Below are 19,505 nucleotides of genomic sequence, written 5' to 3' on the forward strand. Positions count from 1 at the left end.
GCCGCCCGCATCATGGCGGCCTCATGAACAGTCAGAGCGACCGAAGAGTCGCCGAAGGGACCCGACGAGTCTCAGCGGTGCGGCGACCGTGGCCCGGCCCACGGTCGGGTCGCCAACGCGGCCACCGCGCGCAGGAACGGCGCGGGCGGCAGGGTCAGGATGGTGGCGAGCTCCTGCGCCCGGGTGGTGCGTTCGTCGAGGAAGGCCAGGACGCGGTCACCCGGGTTGGCCACGAAGAGTCGGGTGAACGCCGTGATGACGTGCGTCGGTTCCCGGCGGATCGCCTCGAGCAGGACCGCGTCCAGCGCGCGGTGCCGAGCCCGTGAGCGGGGGACGTCGAAGGGGTGGCCGTGGGTGGCCAGGGATCGGGCCAGGGCGGCGCTGTGGCGCTGGATCCGGGCGAACCCGTAGCCCGTGCTCGCCTTGACCATTCCTGCGGGGGTGCCGATGAGCACGACGCGTCGGCCCGGGCGGGGTGGTCGGGCGGTGACCAGCGGGATCGTGCCGCGCTCGGTGGCAAGGACCCGGTGGTTCCCGACCCGCAGCACCTCGCGCAGATAGGCGTCCAGGGCGGTCTGACCGATGCCCGAAGCGTCCCCGACGGCGGCGGTGAAACGGGCATGCTCGACCAGCGCCACGAACGGCGTGGACGGGAGTACGTAGACGAACGCGAGGTCGCGGCCCTGGCGGGTGCGAAAGTCCATCAGGGTGGGGGCCGCCGGGTCGAAGGTGTCGACGTCGGTCTCGATGCGCCGTCCCGTGAACACCAGCGAGTGTCCCGGCCGTGCTGCCCGGGTGGGCGGGGGAGCCCCGGGGACGCTGGGGTCGCGGATGCCGACGCTGTCGAAGACCCAGTCGGCTCGCACCGCGTGGCCGTCGACGACGACGCTCGCATGGTCCGGACCGTCGTGGATCTCGGTCACCCGACCGGAGACCCGCGCGAACCGCGGCGCGCCGAGCAGCGCGGCATCGGCCGCGCGGTCGAGGTCTCGGCCCGCGACCGCCCGGTAGCGGAACCGGTCCAGCTCGACCAGGTGGGCGCCACCGTCGGAGCGCACCCAGAACCGATCGAACGCCCGAGCGCTCGCTGCATCCGCCATCGCGTCGGAGTCGGACCAGTAGGCCCACGCCCGATCCGCCAGCGGTCGGGAGCCGTCCTCGACGACGACGACCGCACGGTGCCTGAAGCCGCTGCCGGCGAGGTGCACGGCCAGGGCGAGCCCGGCCGCGCCGCCTCCGACGATCAGGGCATCGCACCGGTCCGGCAGGGCCGCCGGTCGATCGGTTGCCGGACCCATGAGCTCTCGATTCGCGATTCGTCGATCGCCGCCGGTGCTACGAATTCGGGCCCCTGCCCGCACCGGCGATCCTGCCGTCGTGCGCGTCCCGTCCGGCATCCTTCAGGGGTGCCTCAGCCGGCGCAAGTCGCCGACCTCAACCGACGTCGCGGTGGCCAAACGCCCCCGGTCACCGGCCCCAAGGTCCCGCCCCAGAGCCGACCCCCGCTCCGGGGTGCGCGTCGACCTAGGACCTTGGGGGTACGGTGGCCGCGCAGCCTGCGATGCACGGGTGGATCGGCCCTCACGGGACCCGGGGTCGTGCCTAGTCTCATCACCGTGATTCTCGTACGCCACGCCTATGCGGGCCGCAAGTCAGACTGGGACCGCGACGACGACCTGCGACCGCTCACGGCGCGAGGCCCGCACCAAGCCGCAGCGCTGATCGAATCCCTGGTCGACGACGACATCGGGGTCGTGTGGTCGAGCCCGGCGCTGCGATGCCGACAGACGGTCGAGCCACTGGCAGCCGCCCGGAGCGTGCCGGTCCAGGACACCCCGCTGCTCGCCAAGGACGCGTCGGTCGACGCGCTGCTCGACTGGATCCTGTCCAACGAGAGCGCCCCGTGGGCGCTGTGCACCCACGGCGAGGTGCTGCACGCGCTGCTCGACGCCGCGCGAACCTCCGGGCTGGTGACCGTGCCTGCGCGCGCCACGGAGAAGGGCGCCGCGTGGCGCGTCCGACGGCACCAGGACGGCGCCACGGCGCTCGAGTACGTGCCGCCGCTGACGCTCGGCGGGCGAAGCTAAAGTGTGCGCACATGGGCGCACATCGGCAGATCAACGCCAAGCTCGAGGCACCCGAGATCGTGCCGGTTCCCGATCTCGCCACGCTGCGCGGCGTGGCCTCTGCGGACGCGAGCGAGGACCACTCGCTGGAGGCTGTGCACTGGGACACCGCTGACCTGCGCCTGGCCCGGGCGCGCATCACGTTGCGCCGCCGGACCGGGGGCGCCAGCCAGGGCTGGCAGCTCAAGGTGCCGGTCTCGGCAGACGAGTGGATCGACCTTCGCGCCCCGCTGGGCACCGACGACGCCGTCGTCCCGGCCGAGCTTCTCGCCGCGATCGCCGCGCGGGTGCGCGAGGCGACGATCGAGCCGGTGGTGGTGCTGCGCACCGCGCGCAAGGTGCACGCGTTGCGCGATGCGCACGGACGGGTCCTGCTCACGGTGGCCGACGACGCGGTCACGGCCGTCGCCCCAGGACCGGGCGGCGCCAGGGTTGACGCCTGGCGGGAGTGGGAGGTCGAGCTCGGCCACGGTGATCAGGACCTGCTCGCCCGCGCCTTGGGTCGGCTCCGCGCCGGCGGCGGAACCGCGCCGGCGTGGACGTCGAAGCTCACCCGTGCGCTGGGTGAGCAGCTGGTCGCCGCAGCCTCCGAGGATCCCGACGGCGATCCCCTCGACCCGCGCTTCGCCGGCGCGGTGCTGAGGGACCACCTGCGTTCGAAGCGTGACCTGCTGCTTGCGCGTGATCCGCGGGTGCGGCGCAACCAACCCGGCGCCGCGCACCAGATGCGCGCGGCCACCGGCGCGCTGCGCGCCGCGCTGGCCACGTTTCGGCCCTTGCTCGTGCGCGAGCCCAGCGAGCTCGTGCGTGTCGAGCTCGGCTGGCTGGCCGGGCTGCTCGGCGCGGACCGTGATGCTCAGCTGGCCCGAGAGCAGCTTGCCGAGCTCGTTGCCCAGGAGGCGTCCGACCTCGTCCTGGGCCCGGTGGTCCAGCGGCTGAGCACCGACCTCGCTGCGGACTGCTCCGACGCCCACCGGCGGGTGCTCGAGGCGCTCGACTCCGGCCGCTACTTCCAGCTCCTGGACGCCCTCGACGAGCTCGTGATGGCTCCGCAGCTGACGAAGGCCGCGGCCAAACCGGCCGATCGTGTCCTGCCCGCGCTGGTCCGCCGCGACTGGGTCCGTCTCGTGGCGGCGTACGACGCGGCGTCGTCGGCGCTGCCCGGTGCCCGCCGTGACGCCCTCCTGGGCGAGGCAGCCAAGGCGTGCACCAGGGTCCGCTGCGCGGCCGACGTCGCTGCGCCCGTCGTCGGCGGGCCGGCCGTCAAGCTTGCCCGCGCGGCCAAAGAGCTCCAGACGCTGCTCGCCCACCGCGAGGACCTCGTCATGCTCGGTGCGGTGCTGCGCGGCGTGGCGGTGGATGCCGCGCAGGCCGGTGAGAACTCGTTCACCTACGGCCGGCTGCATGCCCTTGCGCAGGCACGGGCGGCCTCCGTCGACGAGCGACTGCCTGCGGCGTGGGACAAGGTCAGCGCCCCCCGCCGCCACCGCTGGATGCGCTGACGCCGGTCGACCCGCTCGTCTGGCAGCCCGCCCACCGGACCCAGCTCAACCGAGGAACAGGCCGTGGAACGCGTCGCGTGAGCTGCGTTCCACCGGGCCGCGGCTCGTGAGTCGGCTCTCACCGACGGGATCGGCGTGGTCGACGAGCAGGGGGGACCCGTGCGGGGGGATCTCCTCGATGCGGGCCTGCGCGCTCTGCAGGCCGTCGCGCAGGATCTGGTCGAGCGCGACCTGGATCGCGTCGTCGGGGTTGGTGCCGTCGGCCTCGATCGTGAACTGGACGAGGTAGTGCTGGTGCGCCTTCCGTGAATGCTGGGCCTTTGCACTCATGGGGGTCCTCCATTGTCTTCCGCGCGAGAATCGGTGTGATTGGTAGGGGCCAGGACGCACCCGGACCGGGGTTCTCCCAGTAAACAGCCGTCGCGCCCTAGCGAGGTCAACGGGAGATGTACCTCAGGTATCGGTCCGGTGAATGGCCCCGTCGCGACCTCAGGGGTGGCCGATCGCCCGGGTCGCGGTCCAGGCCGCCGGCGTGATGTGCGCGATCACGTAGGCGGGCTGGCCGTGACGGTCGTTGACGACGGCGGCGCGCACGTTGGCGCAGACCGTGCTGCCGTCGGCGTGCAGGTACCGCTTCGCGACGAGGTGCGCGGTCGCGTCCCCGGTGCGCAGGTCGGCGAGGTTGTCCGCGTCGTGGCCCCGGTCTTCGGGGTGGGTGAGGGCCGCGACGGTGACGCCCACCAGGTCCGGCACGTCCCGGCCGACCAGGTCGGCGAACGCGGCGTTCACGCTCAGGATCGCTCCGTCCAACCCGGTCAGCGTCATGCCGGTGGGGGCGTCGTCGAACGCGTGGCGGAACTTGGCCTCGTTGTCGGCCAGGGCGTCGGTGGCATCCGTGGTGGCGGTGACGTCCCGGCAGACGGACATGACCTCGACGACGGTCCCGAGGTCGTCGCGCAGGGCCTTGGTCGTGGTGTCCAGCCAGAGCCAGCTGCCGTCCCGGTGGCGCACGCGGTGGGTGGCGCGTCCGTCGTGCTCGCAGGCAGCTGTGAGGGAGGTGATGTGCGCTGCGGCGTCGGGGTGCAGGTGGTCGAGGACGTTCGTGCCGAGAAGCTGCTGGGGGGTCCAGCCGACGATCGTCTGGCTCGTGGACGACGCATAGGTGATGGTGCGGTCCGTGCCGGTGACCAGGACGAGCTCGTCTGCGGCGCCGAAGGGCACGGGCGGCTGGGCGGTCACGTCGAACATCACGGCCGGTCGCGTCGAGCTCAGCGTGCGGGTCAGCCGCTCGGACGGCGGCTCGGGCATCCCGAAGTACCAGCCCTGTGCGCTGTCGCAGCCCATCGCGACGAGCTGCTGGGCCTGGTCGGCGTCCTCGATCCCCTCGGCGCACACGCGCAGCCCCAGGGTGTGCGCGGTCTCGATCACCAGGCGCACCAGCACGGCGTCCTGCGCGGATCGGGCGACCTTCGCCACGAACGAGCGGTCGATCTTCACGATCGTCAGGGGCAGGGCGCGCAGCATCGTCAGCGAGGAGTGCCCCGTGCCGAAGTCGTCGAGGGCGATCTGCACCCCGCGGCGGCGTAGCTCGGCCAGGCGTGCGGTCGTCTCGGCCAGGTTGATGATCGCGGCCGTCTCGGTGACCTCGAGGCACAGCCGGCTCGCCGGCAGGCCTGAGTCGTCGAGCGCGTCCATGACGACCTCGACAAACCCTTGTTGGGCGAGCTGGACCGGGGAGACGTTCACCGCCACCGTGAGGTGCTGCTCGACGCCCGACGTGGACGTGGCGGCCTGGCGGCACGCGGCCCGCAGCACCCATTCGCCCAGGTCGAGGATCAGTCCGGTGGTCTCCGCCAGCGGGATGAACTGGTCGGGGGGGACGTTGCCGAGGACGGGGTCGTTCCACCGAGCGAGGGCCTCGACCCCGGTGACCCGACCCGAGGGGAGCTCGACGACCGGCTGGTAGTGCACCGTCAGCCCGCCGGTCTCGATCGCGAGGCGCAGGGCGCGTTCCATCCGCCGTCGGGCCTGGGTGGTCTCGGTCGCCTCCAGCCCGGTGCGCATCTCGGGGCGGTACTGCTCAGCCCGGCCCCGGCCGTGCTCCTTCGCGCGGTACATCGCGATGTCGGCCTGCTTGAGCAGCACGTCCAGAGAGGTCACCAGCACGGCGGGTTGCACCCCGCTGGAGTGGGCGACCCCGACGCTCGCGCCGATCGCCACGACCTGCTCCACGGCGATGCCCGAGCCGTTGGTGATCTCCACGACGAACGGGGCCGCGGCCTCCAGGACGAGCCGGGCGGCGAACGCCTCGCTCTGCGCCAACGTGAGCGGCGCGGCAGTCAGGATGGCGAACTCGTCGCCACCGAGCCGCACGACGACGTCGTCCTGGCGGGACGCGGCCTTGATCCGCTCGGCGAACTGGGCCAGGACCTGGTCGCCGGCGCCGTGCCCGAACTGGTCGTTGACGTCCTTGAACCGGTCGAGGTCGAGGTAGAACAGCACGGCGTGCCACACCTGGTCACCGGGGTCACGCGACTGGCCGACGACCCGGATCTGCTCCATCAGGTACCGACGGTTGGGGAGTCCCGTGAGCGGGTCGTGCCACGACTGGTAGGCGTACTGGCGGGCCAACCGTTCGAAGATCGTCGACACGTGCGCCACGCCGACGGACCCGTCCGGCCAGGTCACGACCACTGCGTTCGCGCCGGTGCCAGGAGCTCGCCGAGAGATGACCGCCGACGCGGCGTCCTCCACGGTGGCGTCGTGCGCCAGGACCAGCGTGGGGGTGGTGATCATCGCCAGGATCGGCTTGCGGGCATGGAGCAGCCGCCCGTACCCCAACCGGCCGGTGATCGCCGCCTCGAACCAGGACCGGTCCACGAGTGCCGGGCCACCCGCGCTCTGGACCACGACGCAGTGCAGGCCCGGATCGGAGCGGAACAGCTCGTCCACCCGGGCGGCGTTGACCTCGGCCGGGACCAGGACGACCGGCACCGCGATCTCGCCGAGCAGTCCGGCGACACTCTCGCGGGCGACGTCTTGCGCCCACCCCGATCCGCTGGCCGGCAGTGCTGGCGGGGTCGTGCGATCGAGCGCCTGTGAGGTCACGCACTCATGTTCGACACGCGAACAGCACTACTGAGAATCCCGCGCCCGAGATCAGATGAACACCAGATGAACCCTCAGCTCATCCCGGCCACGAAGCGCTCGGCGCGGCCGCGACCCTGCTCCTTGGCTCGGCGGAGCGCGACGTCCGCCTGCTTGAGGATCAGGCCGAAGGTGCCGGTGAGCCCGCCCGGTTCCGCGCTCTCCGCGTGGGCGAACCCGACGCTCGCGCTGACGGTCACGCACCGCTCGGTCAGGCCGCCGAGGCCGTCGTCGACCTCGACGACGACGGGGCCGGCAGCCTCCTCAACCAGGCGCGCGGCGAAGCTCCTGCTCTCGTCGAAGGTGAGCGGAGCGGCGGTCAGCACCGCGAACTCATCGCCGCCGAGCCGCACCACGAGGTCATCTCGGCGCGACACGGCGCGCATCCGTGCCGCGATCTGCACGAGCGCCTCGTCGCCCGCCGCGTGGCCGAACGCGTCATTGACGGACTTGAACCGATCGATGTCGAGCCGGAAGAGCACCGCCTGCCAGGGGCCTTCGGCGTCCGGTCGGGCCTCGAGGGCACTGAGCTGCTCGCGCAGGTAGCCACGGTTGGGGAGCCGCGTGAGCGGGTCGTGCCACGACTGGTAGGCGTACTGGCGGGCCAGCCGCTCGAAGATCGTCGAGATCAGGGCGACCTTCAGGACGCCGTTCGGCCACGACACGACCGTCGCCAAGGCGGCGCGCCCGGCGGTGCGCCCGGAGATGACAGCGGAGGCGGCGCCTTCGATGGTGCAGTCGTACGCGAGCACGACGGTCTCGGGGGACGCGAGCGCGAGAACGGGCTTACGGGCGTGCAGCAGGCGCCCGTAGCCCAAGCGGCCCGTGATCACGGATTCGAACCACGATCGATCCAGCAGGACCGGCCCGGCCGGACCCTGCACGATCACATGGTGAAGCTGCGGATCGGCGCGGAAGAGCTCGTCCACCACGGCGGTCGTCGTGCTGGCCGGCACCTGGACCGCCGTCCCGGCGATGTCGCCCAGCAGGGTGACGGGATTCTCGCTCGCATAGTCACGCACCCACCGCAGGACACCTGTCCCCGGCGACGCGAGCAGTCTCATCTTGGGTACGACTCCAGTGGTCACACCTTTCATTCTCAGGCGCTCGCGGACAACGCTGGGGGTCACGCGCCGGTGACCTGAGTGAACGCGACATGAAGTCTCGGGTGCAGGTCGGGGGAAGGCCGACGCAGGCATCGATGCGTGTGATCAATGCCGCTGACGACCGGGCGACTCTTGGGTCGCTGTTGTTCGGCAGGACACGACCTGTCCACATGATGGTCAAGCGTTCTTGGTGTGATCTTTGTGATCGCAAGACCCACCGAGAGGATCCACCATCGCCGCCCCGAAGCTGTTGACACCCGGCCCCCTGACGACCAGCGACGTGACCCGTCAGGCCATGCTGGTCGACTGGGGTTCGTGGGATCCCGAGTTCGCCGCCGTCACCCGCGAGGTCTGCGACCGGCTGGTCGAGATCGCCAGCCCCCGCCGCAACGACCTGCGCTGCGTCCCGCTCCAGGGCAGCGGCACGTTCGCGGTCGAGGCCGCGGTCCGCACCCTCGTGCGGCCCGGCGGCAGCATCATCGTCCTGGTCAATGGCGCCTACGGCCGGCGCCTCGCCGAGATCTGCCGCCGCAGCGGCCGGCGCCCGATCGTGCACGAGACCGCCGAGGACGTCGCTCCCGACCCGGCCGACGTCGCCGCGCTCCTCCAGTCCCACCCCGACGCGACCCACGTCGCCGTCATCCACTGCGAGACGAGCACCGGTCTGCTCAACCCGATCGGGGCGATCGCCGACGTCGTCGCCATGGCCGGTCGCCGCCTGATCGTGGATGCGATGAGCTCGTTCGGGGTGCTGCCGGTGCACGCCGACCACCCCGCGATCGACGCCATCGTGGCCGCCTCCGGCAAGGGCCTCGAGGGCGTCCCGGGCATGGGGTTCGTCTTCGTGCCCGAGTCCGTGCTGCTCGCGTGCGCCGGACGGTGCGACTCCCTGGCGATGGACCTCAGTGACCAGTACTCGTACCTGCGGCGCACCGGCCAGTGGCGGTTCACCCCGCCGACGCACGTCGTCGCCGCGCTGCGATCGGCTCTCGTGCAGTACGCGGCGGAAGGGGGCATCGCCGCGCGACGCCAGCGCTACCAGGCCAACGGTGACGTGCTCCTCGGCGAGATGACCGCCCTCGGCTTCCGGTCCTTCCTTCCCGCTGCGCTCCAGGCCCCGATCATCTACACGTTCCATGCCCCCCGCGACGCGCGCTGGCACTTCCCGGACCTCTACCGCGAGGTCAAGAACCGGGGCTTCATCCTGTATCCCGGCAAGCTCACCCAGGCCGAGACGTTCCGCGTCGGCTGCATCGGCGCCGTGGACACCGAGGACCTGTTGTCCGCGGTCACCGCGATCGCGCAGTCCCTGGAGGCTCTCGGCGTCGCCGAGATCTGACCCGGACCGGGCGCCCACGCGGCCCCACCACCACCCCCTCTCATCGCTCGAGCACCACAACCGCAGGAGCACCCCCATGACCTTTGAAATCGCGGTCCTCGACATGGCCGGAACCACCGTGGCCGACGACGGGCTGGTCGAGAAGGCCTTCTCCGACGCCATCGGGCACCTGGGCGTCCACGCCGGGGACGACCGGTACGCGACGATGCTCGACTACGTCCGGACCACCATGGGCGAGTCGAAGATCGCCGTCTTCCGCGCCCTGCTCGGCGAGGAGGCGCTCGCCCAGCAGGCGAACGCCGCCTTCGAGCAGGCGTACAGCGACCTCATCGACGACGGCCTGTGCGCAGCGCTGCCCGGCGCCGCGGAGGCCATCGACCGCCTGCGCACCGGCGGCATCAAGGTGGCGCTGACCACAGGGTTCTCTCGCGTCACCCTGTCCCGGATCCTGCGGGCCCTCGACTGGGAGTCGGTCGCCGACGTGACGCTCTGCCCGGCCGACGCCGGCCGCGGTCGCCCCTTCCCGGACCTCGCGCTCGCGGCCCTGCTGGCCCTCGAGGGGACCGAGGTGCGCGGCCTCGTCACCGCCGGCGACACCGCATACGACATGCGGATGGGCCGGGCGGCCGGAGCGGGTCTCGTCGCCGGGGTGCTCACCGGCGCGCACGAGTCCGACCAGCTGCTGCAGGCCGGCGCCGATCAGGTCCTCGAGTCGATCGCCTCGCTGCCCCTGCTCGTCCTGAACCACTGATGCCGTTCTCGAGCCAGCACCGCACCATCTCGTCCCGCTCCACACCGACCCCGTCCAAGGGAAACCCCGCCATGCGCTCGTCGACCACCCACGTCCTGACCCGTGCCGCCTACCTCGGCGCCGCGTTCGCGCTCGTCCTTCCCCTGGCTGCCTGCTCCGGCTCGAGCGCCGCCAGCGAGGGCGCGAACGGCGGCACTGCCTTCGCGGTCGACTCCGACACCCTCGTGTTCGGCGTCGTCCCCGACAGCGTGGACACCGCGACGAACTACCAGCCGCTGATGGACTACATCGCGGCCGAGACCGGCAAGACCGTGGAGTACCACGAGTCGACCGACTACGCAGCGCTGATCGAGGCGTCCGTCGCGGGCAAGCTCGACGTCGCGTCCTTCTCGGGGTTCACCTACGTCACCGCCAAGAACAACGGCGCCAAGATCACGCCGATCTCCTCGATCGTCACCGCCGAGGGCGGTGAGCCCGGCTACTTCTCCGAGGCGATCGTCCCCAAGGGCAGCCCGATCACCTCGATCGACGACTTCGCCGGCAAGAAGGTCTGCTTCGTCGACCCGTCGTCGACCTCCGGCTACCTCTTCCCGAGCTACAACCTCCTCGAGGCCGGCATCGACCCGACGACCGACATCACCCCGGTCTTCGCCGGCAAGCACGATGTCTCGGTGCAGAAGGTCGCCCTCGGCACGGAGTGCGAGGCGGGCTTCGCGGAGGACTCCGAGGTCGCCAAGTCCGACGGGGTGACCTCGATCCTGCAGACGCAGGTCCCGGGAGCGCCGATCGTCGTGTCCGACACCCTCCCCGCGGACGTCAAGGCCCAGCTCACGGACACCCTGAGCCGGGTGACGGTCGACGAGATCATCGCGTCGGGGATCGACTCGGCCGACACGGACGCGTTCCGCTCGGTGTTCTACGCGACCGCACCGGTCGACGACGCGTACTACGACCTGATCCGCGACATCTGCAAGGCCACGCAGGCCGAGCAGTGCAAGGCTTGAGTGTCATGGCGCGACCCCGGTCCGCCCCGGTCGAGGCTGCGCGCAGCCACGACCGGGGGCCGGACGGTGCCGTGGTCGAGCTCGCCTCGGTGTCCAAGTCGTTCGACCGGACCCTGGCGCTCGACGACGTCAGCCTCTCGGTCGCGCCGGGGGAGATCGTGGTACTCCTCGGGCTGTCCGGCTCGGGGAAGTCCACCCTGCTGCGCCACCTCGTCGGCCTCGAACGGCAGTCGAGCGGCGACGTCACGGTGCTCGGCCGCCCGGTCGCCCAGCTCCGGGGCAAGGAGCTGCGCAGCCTGCGGAGCCAGGTCGGCTTCGTGTTCCAGCAGTTCGAGCTGGTCGGGTCGCTGACCGTGCTGGAGAACGTGCTGACCGGCGCGCTCGCCCGGATCACCGGCCCGCGGCTCGGCCTCGTGTCCTACCGCCGATCGCTGCGGCTGACGGCCCTCGAGCACCTCGACCGGGTGGGGCTGCTCGGGCAGGCCTACCAGCGGTCCGACACGCTCTCCGGGGGCCAGCAGCAGCGGGTCGCGATCGCGCGCGCGCTGATGCAGGACCCGAAGATCCTGCTCGCGGACGAGCCGGTCGCGTCGCTCGACCCCGAGTCGAGCGCCCAGGTGATGGCGCTCATCCGGCAGATCGCCAGCGAGGCGGGGCTGACGGTCCTGTGCAGCCTCCACCAGGTCGACCTGGCGCTCGGCTGGGCCGACCGCATCGTCGGTCTGCGCGACGGGCGCGTCGTGCGCGACTCCGCGGCGGCGGATGTCAGCAAGGCGGACGCGATGGACATCTACAGCTCGATCGCCGGGCACACCTCGCAGGTCGACGGCGTCGCGACGGCCCCCACTGCTGTGGTCCCGTTCCCCGTGGGATCGACCCGCTGATGCTGGACACGGTCGACGCTCCCGCGCCCACCGGGACCCCGGCGCTAGTTCCGATCGCCCACCGGCCCGGGACCGACCGCCGACGCACGTCCGCCTGGCTGCTGCTCGCCCTGCTCGGCGCGGCGTCGGTGCTCGCGGTCGTCCGCGTCGACATCTCGATCCCCGCGATGGTGCACAGCTGGTCCAACGCGGTTCGTTTCGCGCACCGTGTCGGCACGATCACCTTCCCGCCGGCCGGCGAGCTGGCGCACCTGGTCGCGCTGACCCTCGGCCTCGTGATCTGCGGGACGCTGCTCGCCGCGGTGCTGTCGGTCCCCGTGGCCTACCTCGCGGCGGCGAACACGACCCCCGGACCCGCCTGGCGCGTGCTCGGCCGCTTCCTCGGCGTGCTCGCCCGAGCCGTGCCCGACGTCGTGCTCGCGATGGCCGCCGTGCTCATGTTCTCGATCGGCGCCCTGCCGGGGATCGTCGCGATCGGCATCCACTCCGTCGGCATGATCTCGAAGCTGTTCGCCGATGCGATCGAGCAGATCGACGAGGGGCCGCGCCTCGCCCTGCGCGCCGCCGGGGCGACCCGCCGGCAGGAGTTCGTCTCCGCGGTCCTGCCACAGGTGCTGCCCTCGTGGGTCGCGACCGTGCTGCACCGCAACGACATCAACCTGCGCGGCTCGGTGATCCTGGGCTACGTGGGCGTCGTCGGCCTCGGCCTGGAGATGAAGAACGCCTTCAGCGCCCTCAACTACTCCCGTGGCCTGGGCATCGCGATCGTCATGTTCGCGCTGTGCGTCGGCATGGAGATCGTCTCCTCCACCGTGCGCAAGGCGATGCTCGGTCAGGGTGCGCGATCGCGGCGCGGCAACCGGTGGTCGAGCGCGCGCGGTCGGGCGCCGCGACCCGCGCCGCGCTCGCCCACAGCGGCACTGGCCCGGCCGTGGGATCGCCGTCGGGCACGCAACGTGCTCGCGGGCTGGCTGACCGTCGCGATCGTCGCCGCCTCGGTGGTCGTCTGCGAGCTCCCGTGGCGGGAGCTGATCACGTTCTGGCAGTTCCTGCCCGGCGTCGCGGCGAGGTTCTGGCCGCCGAGCTTCGGCAGCTATCCCACGTCCCTCATGCTCGGTGCGATGGCCGAGACCATCGCGATCGCCCTGGCCGCGACCGGCCTGACGTTCGGCATCTCCGTGGTGATCGGAGCGCTCGCCGCGCGCAACGTCGCCCCGACAGGGCTCGTTCGCGGCGTCTCCAGGTTCGTCCTGGTGCTCATCCGCGGGATCCCCGAGCTCATCCTCGCGATCGTGCTCATCATCGTCACCGGGCTGGGAGCGCAGGCCGGCACGATCGCCCTGGCCTTCTGCGGGATCGGCCTGCTCGGCAAGCTCATCGCCGACTCGTTCGAAGAGGTCAACCCCGGCCCCGAGCGGGCCGCCACGACGACCGGCGCGACCCGGCTCCAGGTCTTCGTTGCCGCCACGCTCCCGCAGGGCGCGCCGGCGCTGATCGGGCACACCTTCTACCTGCTCGACACGAACATCCGCGCCGCGACCGTCCTCGGGATCGTCGGCGGGGGCGGCGTCGGCTACTACTTGCTCAACGCGGGGCAGGGCTCGAAGTACGACCAGGTCACGGCGATCGTCGCGATGATCCTGGTCACGGTGCTGATCGTGGAGGGGCTGTCGATGTTCGTCCGGCGAGCGTTGCGCTGACGTGCGCCTAGCCGTCGATGGTGGCGATCATTCCGAGCCGTTGCCGGGCGGCGCGTTCGACCAGAACTGGCACGTAGTCGCGCACGCGGCCGTCAAGCTTGGCGTGCTCGTCGCGCACGGTCGTCCTCACGAGGGTGGTCGGAAGGTTGGGGAACCGGGCGGACAGCCGCACAGTGACCTGTTCGACGGCCTGACGTTCATCGAGCTTCGGCATGGCCCCCACGTTCCTCGCATAGATCGTCCGTTGCAGGTGTTTGACGTTCTCCAGCCCGCGGGTTGCCTCACAGCCACTGCGGCCGGCCTGGCTGGGCGACCATGATGGGCCGCACACCCACCGAGGTTGAGGAACACACCGTGTCGATACTCGTCGCCTATGCCAGCAAGCACGGCGCCACGCAGGGGATCGCCGAGCGGATCGCCGCGACCCTCGAGGCCGCCGGTCGCCCCGCGGAGGCGCTGCCCGTCTCTGCCGTCACCGACATCGCCAGCTTCGACGCGTTCGTGATCGGCTCCGCGGTCTACCTGGGCAAGTGGCGCAAGGACGCGACCGAGTTCGTCCACGAGCACCAGGGGCTGCTCGCCGGATCCCCGGTCTGGCTGTTCGCCAGCGGGCCGCTGGGCACCGCCACCCAGGACGACCAAGGTCGCGACCTGGTCGAGACGTCCCAGCCCAAGGAGTTCGCCGAGTTCGCCGAGTCGATCAAGCCCCGCGATCTGTGTGTCTTCTTCGGCGCACTGGACCCGACCACGCACGACACCGCGGGGCGGCTGCTCCGGCTGCTGCCCGCCGGCCGCACGCTGCTCCCCGAGGGCGACTTCCGGGACTGGGCCGCCATCGATGCCTGGGCCGAGACGATCGCCCACGACCTGCCCACGACGGCGCCCTGACCGCACTCCCCATGGCGATCGCGCGACGCCAACGCGCCGCGGTGCGTTGGCTCGGCAGCGCCCGGGAATTCATCACACCAACCCATGCGACTGCTGAGATGAGCGGTATCACCCGCTCGACCGAGGAGCCCGCATGCGCCCGGCCCGTTCGTTGCTCACGACGGGGGCGCTGCTGCTCGCCCTCGCTGTCCCTCCGTCGGCCGCCGTTGCCGATTCCGACGGTCCGGGCGATCGTCGTCCGGCCGAGTCCGCGCCCGGCTCGTCGCAGGTCGCGGACATCCCTGACCTCGCTCTCGTCGGTTCAGGCGCGTCGATCGTCACGGACCGCAGCCAGCAGTCCGTAGCCCCCGGCGTGACACTGACGAGCTTCGACCGGCTGGACGCCCGCGGCTGGTTGCGCGGCGACATCCTCACCGCTGACCTCGACGGCGGATCGACGGTGGACTACCTCAACCCCGGCACGGTCTCGGGCCGGGAGGTGCTCAGCGAGCAGGCGGCCCGTGGCCACGCGGTTGCGGGCGTCAACGGTGACTTCTTCGACATCAACGACACCGGTGCCCCGCTGGGCGTGGGGATCCAGCGCGATGCGGACGGGGGAGCGGGCACGCTGATCAACGCACCGTCCAGCGGCTACAACGAGGCGATCACGATCGGCGCGGACGGTCTGGGTCGGCTGTCCCAGCTCTTCCTGGCGGGCACCGCCGACGACGGCGAGTCCGTCGCCCAGCTGACGAACCTGAACTCGCCCGGGGTCGCCGATGGTGGGGTGGGCCTGTACACGCCCGCGTGGGGCGCGGTCGGTCGCGACCGCACCGTCGACGGCGTCGTCCCGGTCCGCGAGGTGATCCTGACCGACGGCATCGTGACCGCCACGACCGACGTGGTCGGGACGGTCGCGCTCGCAGCCGGGGAGCTCGCGCTCATCGGGCGAGAGGGTGGCGTGGCCGCGCTGGCAGGGTTCGAGATCGGTGAGCACGTCGAGGTGACCTATGGGCCGCGCAGCGACGCCGGCGAGATCGCCGTCGCGCTGGGCGGCAACAAGGTCCTCGCCCGGGACGGCGTCGTCCTGGATGTCGATGACGTCGCGTTGCACCCGCGCACCGCGGCCGGCTTCTCGGCCGACGGGCGCCGGATGTGGCTGCTGACCGTGGACGGCAGGCAGGTCGACAGCCGGGGCCTGACGGAGCTCGAGCTCGGGCAGATGATGGTGGACCTCGGCGCCGACGACGTCCTCAACCTTGACGGCGGGGGGTCGTCCACGATGCTGGCGCGCGAGCCGGGCCAGGCGGCGCCCGAGGTGGTGAACAAGCCCTCCGACGGTGGGCAGCGCCTGACCCCGAACGGGCTCGGCCTGCTCGCCCCGGCCGGGAGCGGGCAGCTGACCGGCTTCCACGTGGAGCCGGCGACGGCCACCGACCCCGACGCCGGGTCCCGCACCGACGATCTGCGGGTCCTCTCGGGGTTGTCCCGGGTCGTCGTCGCCCGTGGGCACGACGAGACCTTCGCCCCCGTGCCGGCGGCGCCGGTGTGGAACGCCGTGCCGGGTCGCACGGCCGACGTCGTGCCTGCGGACGGCGGGACGGCGATCGTCACCGGCCGCCGGCCCGGGGTCGCCGTCGTGGCCGCCCAGAACGGCGGCGTCCGCGGCGAGGTGACCCTGCAGGTGCTCGGCGAGCCCGTCCGGCTCGCACCCTCGTCGGTCCAGATCTCCCTGCCGGGCGCGGGCCAGACCGGTCGACTGCAGGTGCGGGGCTTCGACGAGGCCGGGTTCGCGACCTGGGTCGAGCCGCGCGACATCGCCCTGGACTACGACGGCGCCCTGGTCGAGATCACCCCGGACGGCACCGGGTACGCCGTCCGCCCCCGGATCGCCTCGGGGGTGGGGATCGTGACCGCCCGCGTGGGTGAGCTCACGACGTCGGTCGCCCTGACGGTCGGCCTCAAGTCCGAGGTGGTCGACACGATGGACGACGCCGGCCGGTGGGTCGCCACGGCCTACCCCGCCCAGGTGCAGGCAAGCGCCTCGAGCGCTCCCGGGCACGACGGCGGCTCGGGCGTCGCCCTCGACTACTCGCTCACCGGCACGACGGCGACCCGAGCCGCCTACCTCGCGTCGACGCCGCGCCAGGTGCTGCCCGGTGCCCCGCAGCGAGTCGGCGCCTGGGTGCTCGGCGACGGCAAGGGCGCCTGGCTGCGGGCCAACGTCTACGACGCCGCCGGCGGCTCGGCCAAGACCATCAACGTCGCCGCCGCCATCGACTGGACCGGTTGGCGCTACGTCGAGGCCGAGGTGCCTGCGGGACTCACCATGCCACTGACCCTGTTCCGCTTCTACGTGGTGGAGACCTCGCCCCTGCGGCAGTACGCCGGTCGGATCGTGATCGACGACATCACCGTCTCGGGCGCGCAGGAGGTTGTCCTCCCGGTCGCGCCGGTGGTCACCGATCCGGTCGTGGTCACCGACGGCACGGTGGTCGAGCGCGGCCGCTGGCGCTTCGCGGTGCTGTCCGACGCCCAGTTCACCGCCGACGCCCCGGACTCGGACATCGTCGGCCAGGCCCGGCGGTCGATCCGCGAGGCCCTGGCCGCCGACCCGGAGTTCCTGGTGGTCAACGGCGACTTCGTGGACCGTGGCTTTCCCGAGGACATCGCTCTCGCCAAGCGGGTGCTCGACGAGGAGGTGGGTGGCCGGGTCCCGGTGTACTACGTGCCCGGGAACCATGAGGCCTACGGCGCCGGCGACCTGACGAGCTGGGAAGCGGTGTTCGGCCCGGCGTCCCGGACGTTCGACCACCGCGGTACGCGGTTCGTGCTGCTCGACTCCTCGCGCGGCTCGTTCCGCGCCGGCGGGTTCGACCAGCTGCTCATGCTCCGCGACGCCCTTGCGGGAGCCAAGACGGACGCCGCGATCCGGGACGTCGTCGTGATGGCGCACCACCCGATCGACGACCCGGCCCCGACCGACAACTCCCAGCTGGCCGACCGCAAGGAGGCCGCCCTGGTGGTGGACTGGCTCGCGGACGTGCGCACCGAGACCGGGAAGGGCGCCGCCTACCTCGCGTCCCATGCGGGCACGTTCGCTGCGTCGCGCGAGGACGGCGTGCTCCTGCCCCTGATCGGCAACAGTGGCAAGGGCCCGGCCGCCGCCCCCGACGCCGGCGGCTTCACCGGCTGGGCGCTGGTCGGGATCCAGGACCGACCTCGGTCGGCAACCCCGCGCCATGCGGGGCGCCCCTCGGACCGAGCTGATTCGTGGCTCCGCGTCGAGCTGCGGCCCCACGTCGACACCCTCGAGCTGACCGCCCCCGCTCGGATCGCGGTCGGAGCCACCGCAGCCGTGACAGCCGTCGTCGTGCAGGACGGTCGCCGCGTGCCGGTGGCGTGGCCGGTGTCGGCCGACTGGACCGGGTCCCGCGGCCTGTTCGTCGGCGCCGCCGCCGAGGCCCCCCATCACGCCATCGCAAGCTTCGACCCCGCAACCGGGAGCTTCACCGCGCTGCGTCCAGGCGACGTGGAGGTCGCGGTGACGGTGAACGGCACGCGGCAGACCGGATCGGTGACGGTGACCAGCTGAGACGGAACGTGGGGATTGCTCGCGGTCGGACGAGACGATATACATGACACAACATGTATGTCGTGTCATGCGAAAGGACCTGTCGATGCGACCCGTCAAGCGAGTCTCCGTGGTGAGTACCGGAACGGTGCAGATCAGGCCCGAGCACGTGCAGTCCGACGGTTCGCCGCTCGCGTGGTCGCTGCTCACCTCGCGCCGGTGGACCGCACCTCGCCCGATCAACGTGTACGTGATCGAGCACGAGCGGGGACTGGTGCTGTTCGACACCGGCCAGGACCGGGCGTCGGTGACCGATCCGAGGTACTTCCCAGCCGGTCTGCCCGGCTTCTTGTACGCGCGGCTGGCCCGGTTCGCCATCGGCCCTGACCAGACGCTGACCCAGCAGCTGCGGCGTATCGGCTACGAAGCCGCCGACGTTCGCACCGCGGTGCTCTCTCATCTGCACCAGGACCACATCGGCGGCCTCGCCGAGCTGACGGGCGCCGAGATCCTGGTCAGCGCGCAGGAGCAGGCCGGGCTCGACCGGCCCTTCGCCTCGACGGCCAGGGGACTGCTCCGCGAGCACATCGACCTGCCCGGCCTGCGCTGGGTGCCCGTGACGCCGCGACCCGTCGACGACCCGTCGATCGGGCCGTTCACCCACGCGCACGACCTCTTCGGCGACGGCAGCCTCGTCCTGGTGCCGACCCCCGGGCACACACCCGGCTCGCTGTCCCTGCTGCTGCGGCAGCCGGGCATGACGCCGATGCTCTTCGTCGGCGACCTCACCTACGACGTCGACCTGCTCGACGACGGCCGCGTGCCCGGCGTGGGTCGTCGGCGTGGTCTGCGTGAGTCCTCGCGTGCCGTCAACGAGCTCAGGGCCCGCTGTCCGGACCTCGTCGTCCTCGCTGCGCACGACCCGTCGGCCGCCGAACGGCTGCGGAGCGCGCTCGCGGCGAGCGCCGTCGGATGAGGGACTCGGAGCTCCTCCGGTACGTCGTGCTCGCAGCGCAGCGCGAGGGCAACCGGCGCCTGACGCGCGAGCTGCGAGAGATCGGCCTGACCCCGTCGCAGTCGGAGGTTCTGCGCATCCTCGGTGACCGCGAGCCCCTGTCGCTGACCGGGCTCGGCGAGCTCCTCGTCTGCGAGAGCGGGACGAACCCCAGCCGGCTGGTGGATCGCCTGGTCGGCGTCGGCCTCGTCGAGCGCGCCGTGGCACCCGAGGACCGGCGTCAGGTGACACTCGCGCTGAGCGAGGCGGGGCGAGCGGCCGAGGCGGCCGTCCGGGTCGTCGAGGATCGGCTGTACGCCGACCTCGACGCCGCCACGGCTGGTCGCGACCTCGGCCCCGTCATCGCGGTGCTGAGCCTGCTGAGTGCGGGCGGGGATGCCGGTCGCGCGGTGGAGCGGCGGATGGCGGAGCCCGGTGCACCCACGGCCGGTGCGGCCTACCTCACCGGTAGTTGACGTATGGACACGCGAGCGGTTGGCGTTGACGGCAG

General features: G+C 72.0%; 16 protein-coding genes. 11 read left to right on the forward strand and 5 right to left on the reverse strand.

Annotated features, from left to right (window positions below; translation table 11 throughout):
• Positions 1–71: 71 nt before the first annotated feature.
• Complete coding sequence (locus VTA80_RS12005) at positions 72–1,298, reverse strand: lycopene cyclase family protein (RefSeq protein ID WP_407341340.1); 1,227 nt, start codon at positions 1,296–1,298, stop codon at positions 72–74.
• A gap of 318 nt (positions 1,299–1,616) precedes the next feature.
• On the opposite strand from VTA80_RS12005, the gene VTA80_RS12010 reads away from it, so the two are divergent.
• On the forward strand, positions 1,617–2,087 hold the full coding sequence (locus VTA80_RS12010) for a SixA phosphatase family protein (RefSeq protein WP_407341341.1): 471 nt from the start codon (positions 1,617–1,619) through the stop codon (positions 2,085–2,087).
• A gap of 11 nt (positions 2,088–2,098) precedes the next feature.
• On the forward strand, positions 2,099–3,628 hold the full coding sequence (locus VTA80_RS12015; RefSeq protein ID WP_407341342.1) for a CHAD domain-containing protein: 1,530 nt from the start codon (positions 2,099–2,101) through the stop codon (positions 3,626–3,628).
• Positions 3,629–3,673: 45 nt separating this feature from the next.
• Here VTA80_RS12015 and VTA80_RS12020 read toward each other — a convergent pair whose 3' ends face one another.
• From VTA80_RS12020 to VTA80_RS12030, 3 genes are all read right to left on the reverse strand, one after another.
• On the reverse strand, positions 3,674–3,958 hold the full coding sequence (locus tag VTA80_RS12020) for a hypothetical protein (RefSeq protein ID WP_407341343.1): 285 nt from the start codon (positions 3,956–3,958) through the stop codon (positions 3,674–3,676).
• Between the two features lie 159 nt (positions 3,959–4,117).
• Complete coding sequence (locus VTA80_RS12025; protein ID WP_407341344.1) at positions 4,118–6,736, reverse strand: EAL domain-containing protein; 2,619 nt, start codon at positions 6,734–6,736, stop codon at positions 4,118–4,120.
• Positions 6,737–6,810: 74 nt separating this feature from the next.
• Complete coding sequence (locus VTA80_RS12030) at positions 6,811–7,797, reverse strand: diguanylate cyclase (protein WP_407341345.1); 987 nt, start codon at positions 7,795–7,797, stop codon at positions 6,811–6,813.
• 334 nt (positions 7,798–8,131) lie between these two features.
• On the opposite strand from VTA80_RS12030, the gene VTA80_RS12035 reads away from it, so the two are divergent.
• From VTA80_RS12035 to phnE, 5 genes are all read left to right on the forward strand, one after another.
• Entirely contained in the window at positions 8,132–9,220 is a 1,089-nt protein-coding gene (locus tag VTA80_RS12035) for a 2-aminoethylphosphonate--pyruvate transaminase (RefSeq protein ID WP_407341346.1), read from the forward strand.
• A gap of 76 nt (positions 9,221–9,296) precedes the next feature.
• Positions 9,297–9,971, forward strand: coding sequence for a phosphonatase-like hydrolase (locus VTA80_RS12040; RefSeq protein WP_407341347.1), 675 nt, complete (start codon positions 9,297–9,299; stop codon positions 9,969–9,971).
• Positions 9,971–10,975 (forward strand): phosphate/phosphite/phosphonate ABC transporter substrate-binding protein, encoded by a 1,005-nt coding sequence (locus VTA80_RS12045; RefSeq protein WP_407341348.1) that lies wholly within the window; start codon positions 9,971–9,973, stop codon positions 10,973–10,975. The genes VTA80_RS12040 and VTA80_RS12045 overlap by 1 nt, the downstream gene beginning before the upstream one ends.
• Before the next feature lie 5 nt (positions 10,976–10,980).
• A complete protein-coding gene (gene phnC / locus VTA80_RS12050) occupies positions 10,981–11,859 on the forward strand; it encodes a phosphonate ABC transporter ATP-binding protein (RefSeq protein ID WP_407341349.1) in 879 nt (292 codons plus the stop codon).
• Complete coding sequence (phnE, locus tag VTA80_RS12055; RefSeq protein ID WP_407341350.1) at positions 11,859–13,559, forward strand: phosphonate ABC transporter, permease protein PhnE; 1,701 nt, start codon at positions 11,859–11,861, stop codon at positions 13,557–13,559. The genes phnC and phnE overlap by 1 nt, the downstream gene beginning before the upstream one ends.
• Before the next feature lie 7 nt (positions 13,560–13,566).
• On the opposite strand, the gene VTA80_RS12060 is transcribed toward phnE, so the two are convergent.
• Positions 13,567–13,773, reverse strand: coding sequence for a three-helix bundle dimerization domain-containing protein (locus VTA80_RS12060; protein ID WP_407341351.1), 207 nt, complete (start codon positions 13,771–13,773; stop codon positions 13,567–13,569).
• A gap of 140 nt (positions 13,774–13,913) precedes the next feature.
• On the opposite strand from VTA80_RS12060, the gene VTA80_RS12065 reads away from it, so the two are divergent.
• The 4 genes from VTA80_RS12065 (at position 13,914) to VTA80_RS12080 (ending at position 19,470) form a co-directional block, all read left to right on the forward strand.
• Positions 13,914–14,447, forward strand: a complete 534-nt coding sequence (locus VTA80_RS12065) for a flavodoxin domain-containing protein (RefSeq protein ID WP_407341352.1) — start codon at positions 13,914–13,916, stop codon at positions 14,445–14,447.
• Between the two features lie 133 nt (positions 14,448–14,580).
• Complete coding sequence (locus VTA80_RS12070; RefSeq protein ID WP_407341353.1) at positions 14,581–18,021, forward strand: phosphodiester glycosidase family protein; 3,441 nt, start codon at positions 14,581–14,583, stop codon at positions 18,019–18,021.
• A 112-nt stretch (positions 18,022–18,133) separates the two neighbouring features.
• A complete protein-coding gene (locus VTA80_RS12075) occupies positions 18,134–18,976 on the forward strand; it encodes an N-acyl homoserine lactonase family protein (RefSeq protein WP_407341354.1) in 843 nt (280 codons plus the stop codon).
• A complete protein-coding gene (locus VTA80_RS12080) occupies positions 18,973–19,470 on the forward strand; it encodes a MarR family winged helix-turn-helix transcriptional regulator (RefSeq protein ID WP_407341355.1) in 498 nt (165 codons plus the stop codon). The genes VTA80_RS12075 and VTA80_RS12080 overlap by 4 nt, the downstream gene beginning before the upstream one ends.
• Positions 19,471–19,505: the final 35 nt, after the last annotated feature.

Origin of the sequence: Pengzhenrongella phosphoraccumulans (assembly GCF_045689905.1) — a bacterium.
Classification (GTDB): domain Bacteria; phylum Actinomycetota; class Actinomycetes; order Actinomycetales; family Cellulomonadaceae; genus Pengzhenrongella; species Pengzhenrongella phosphoraccumulans.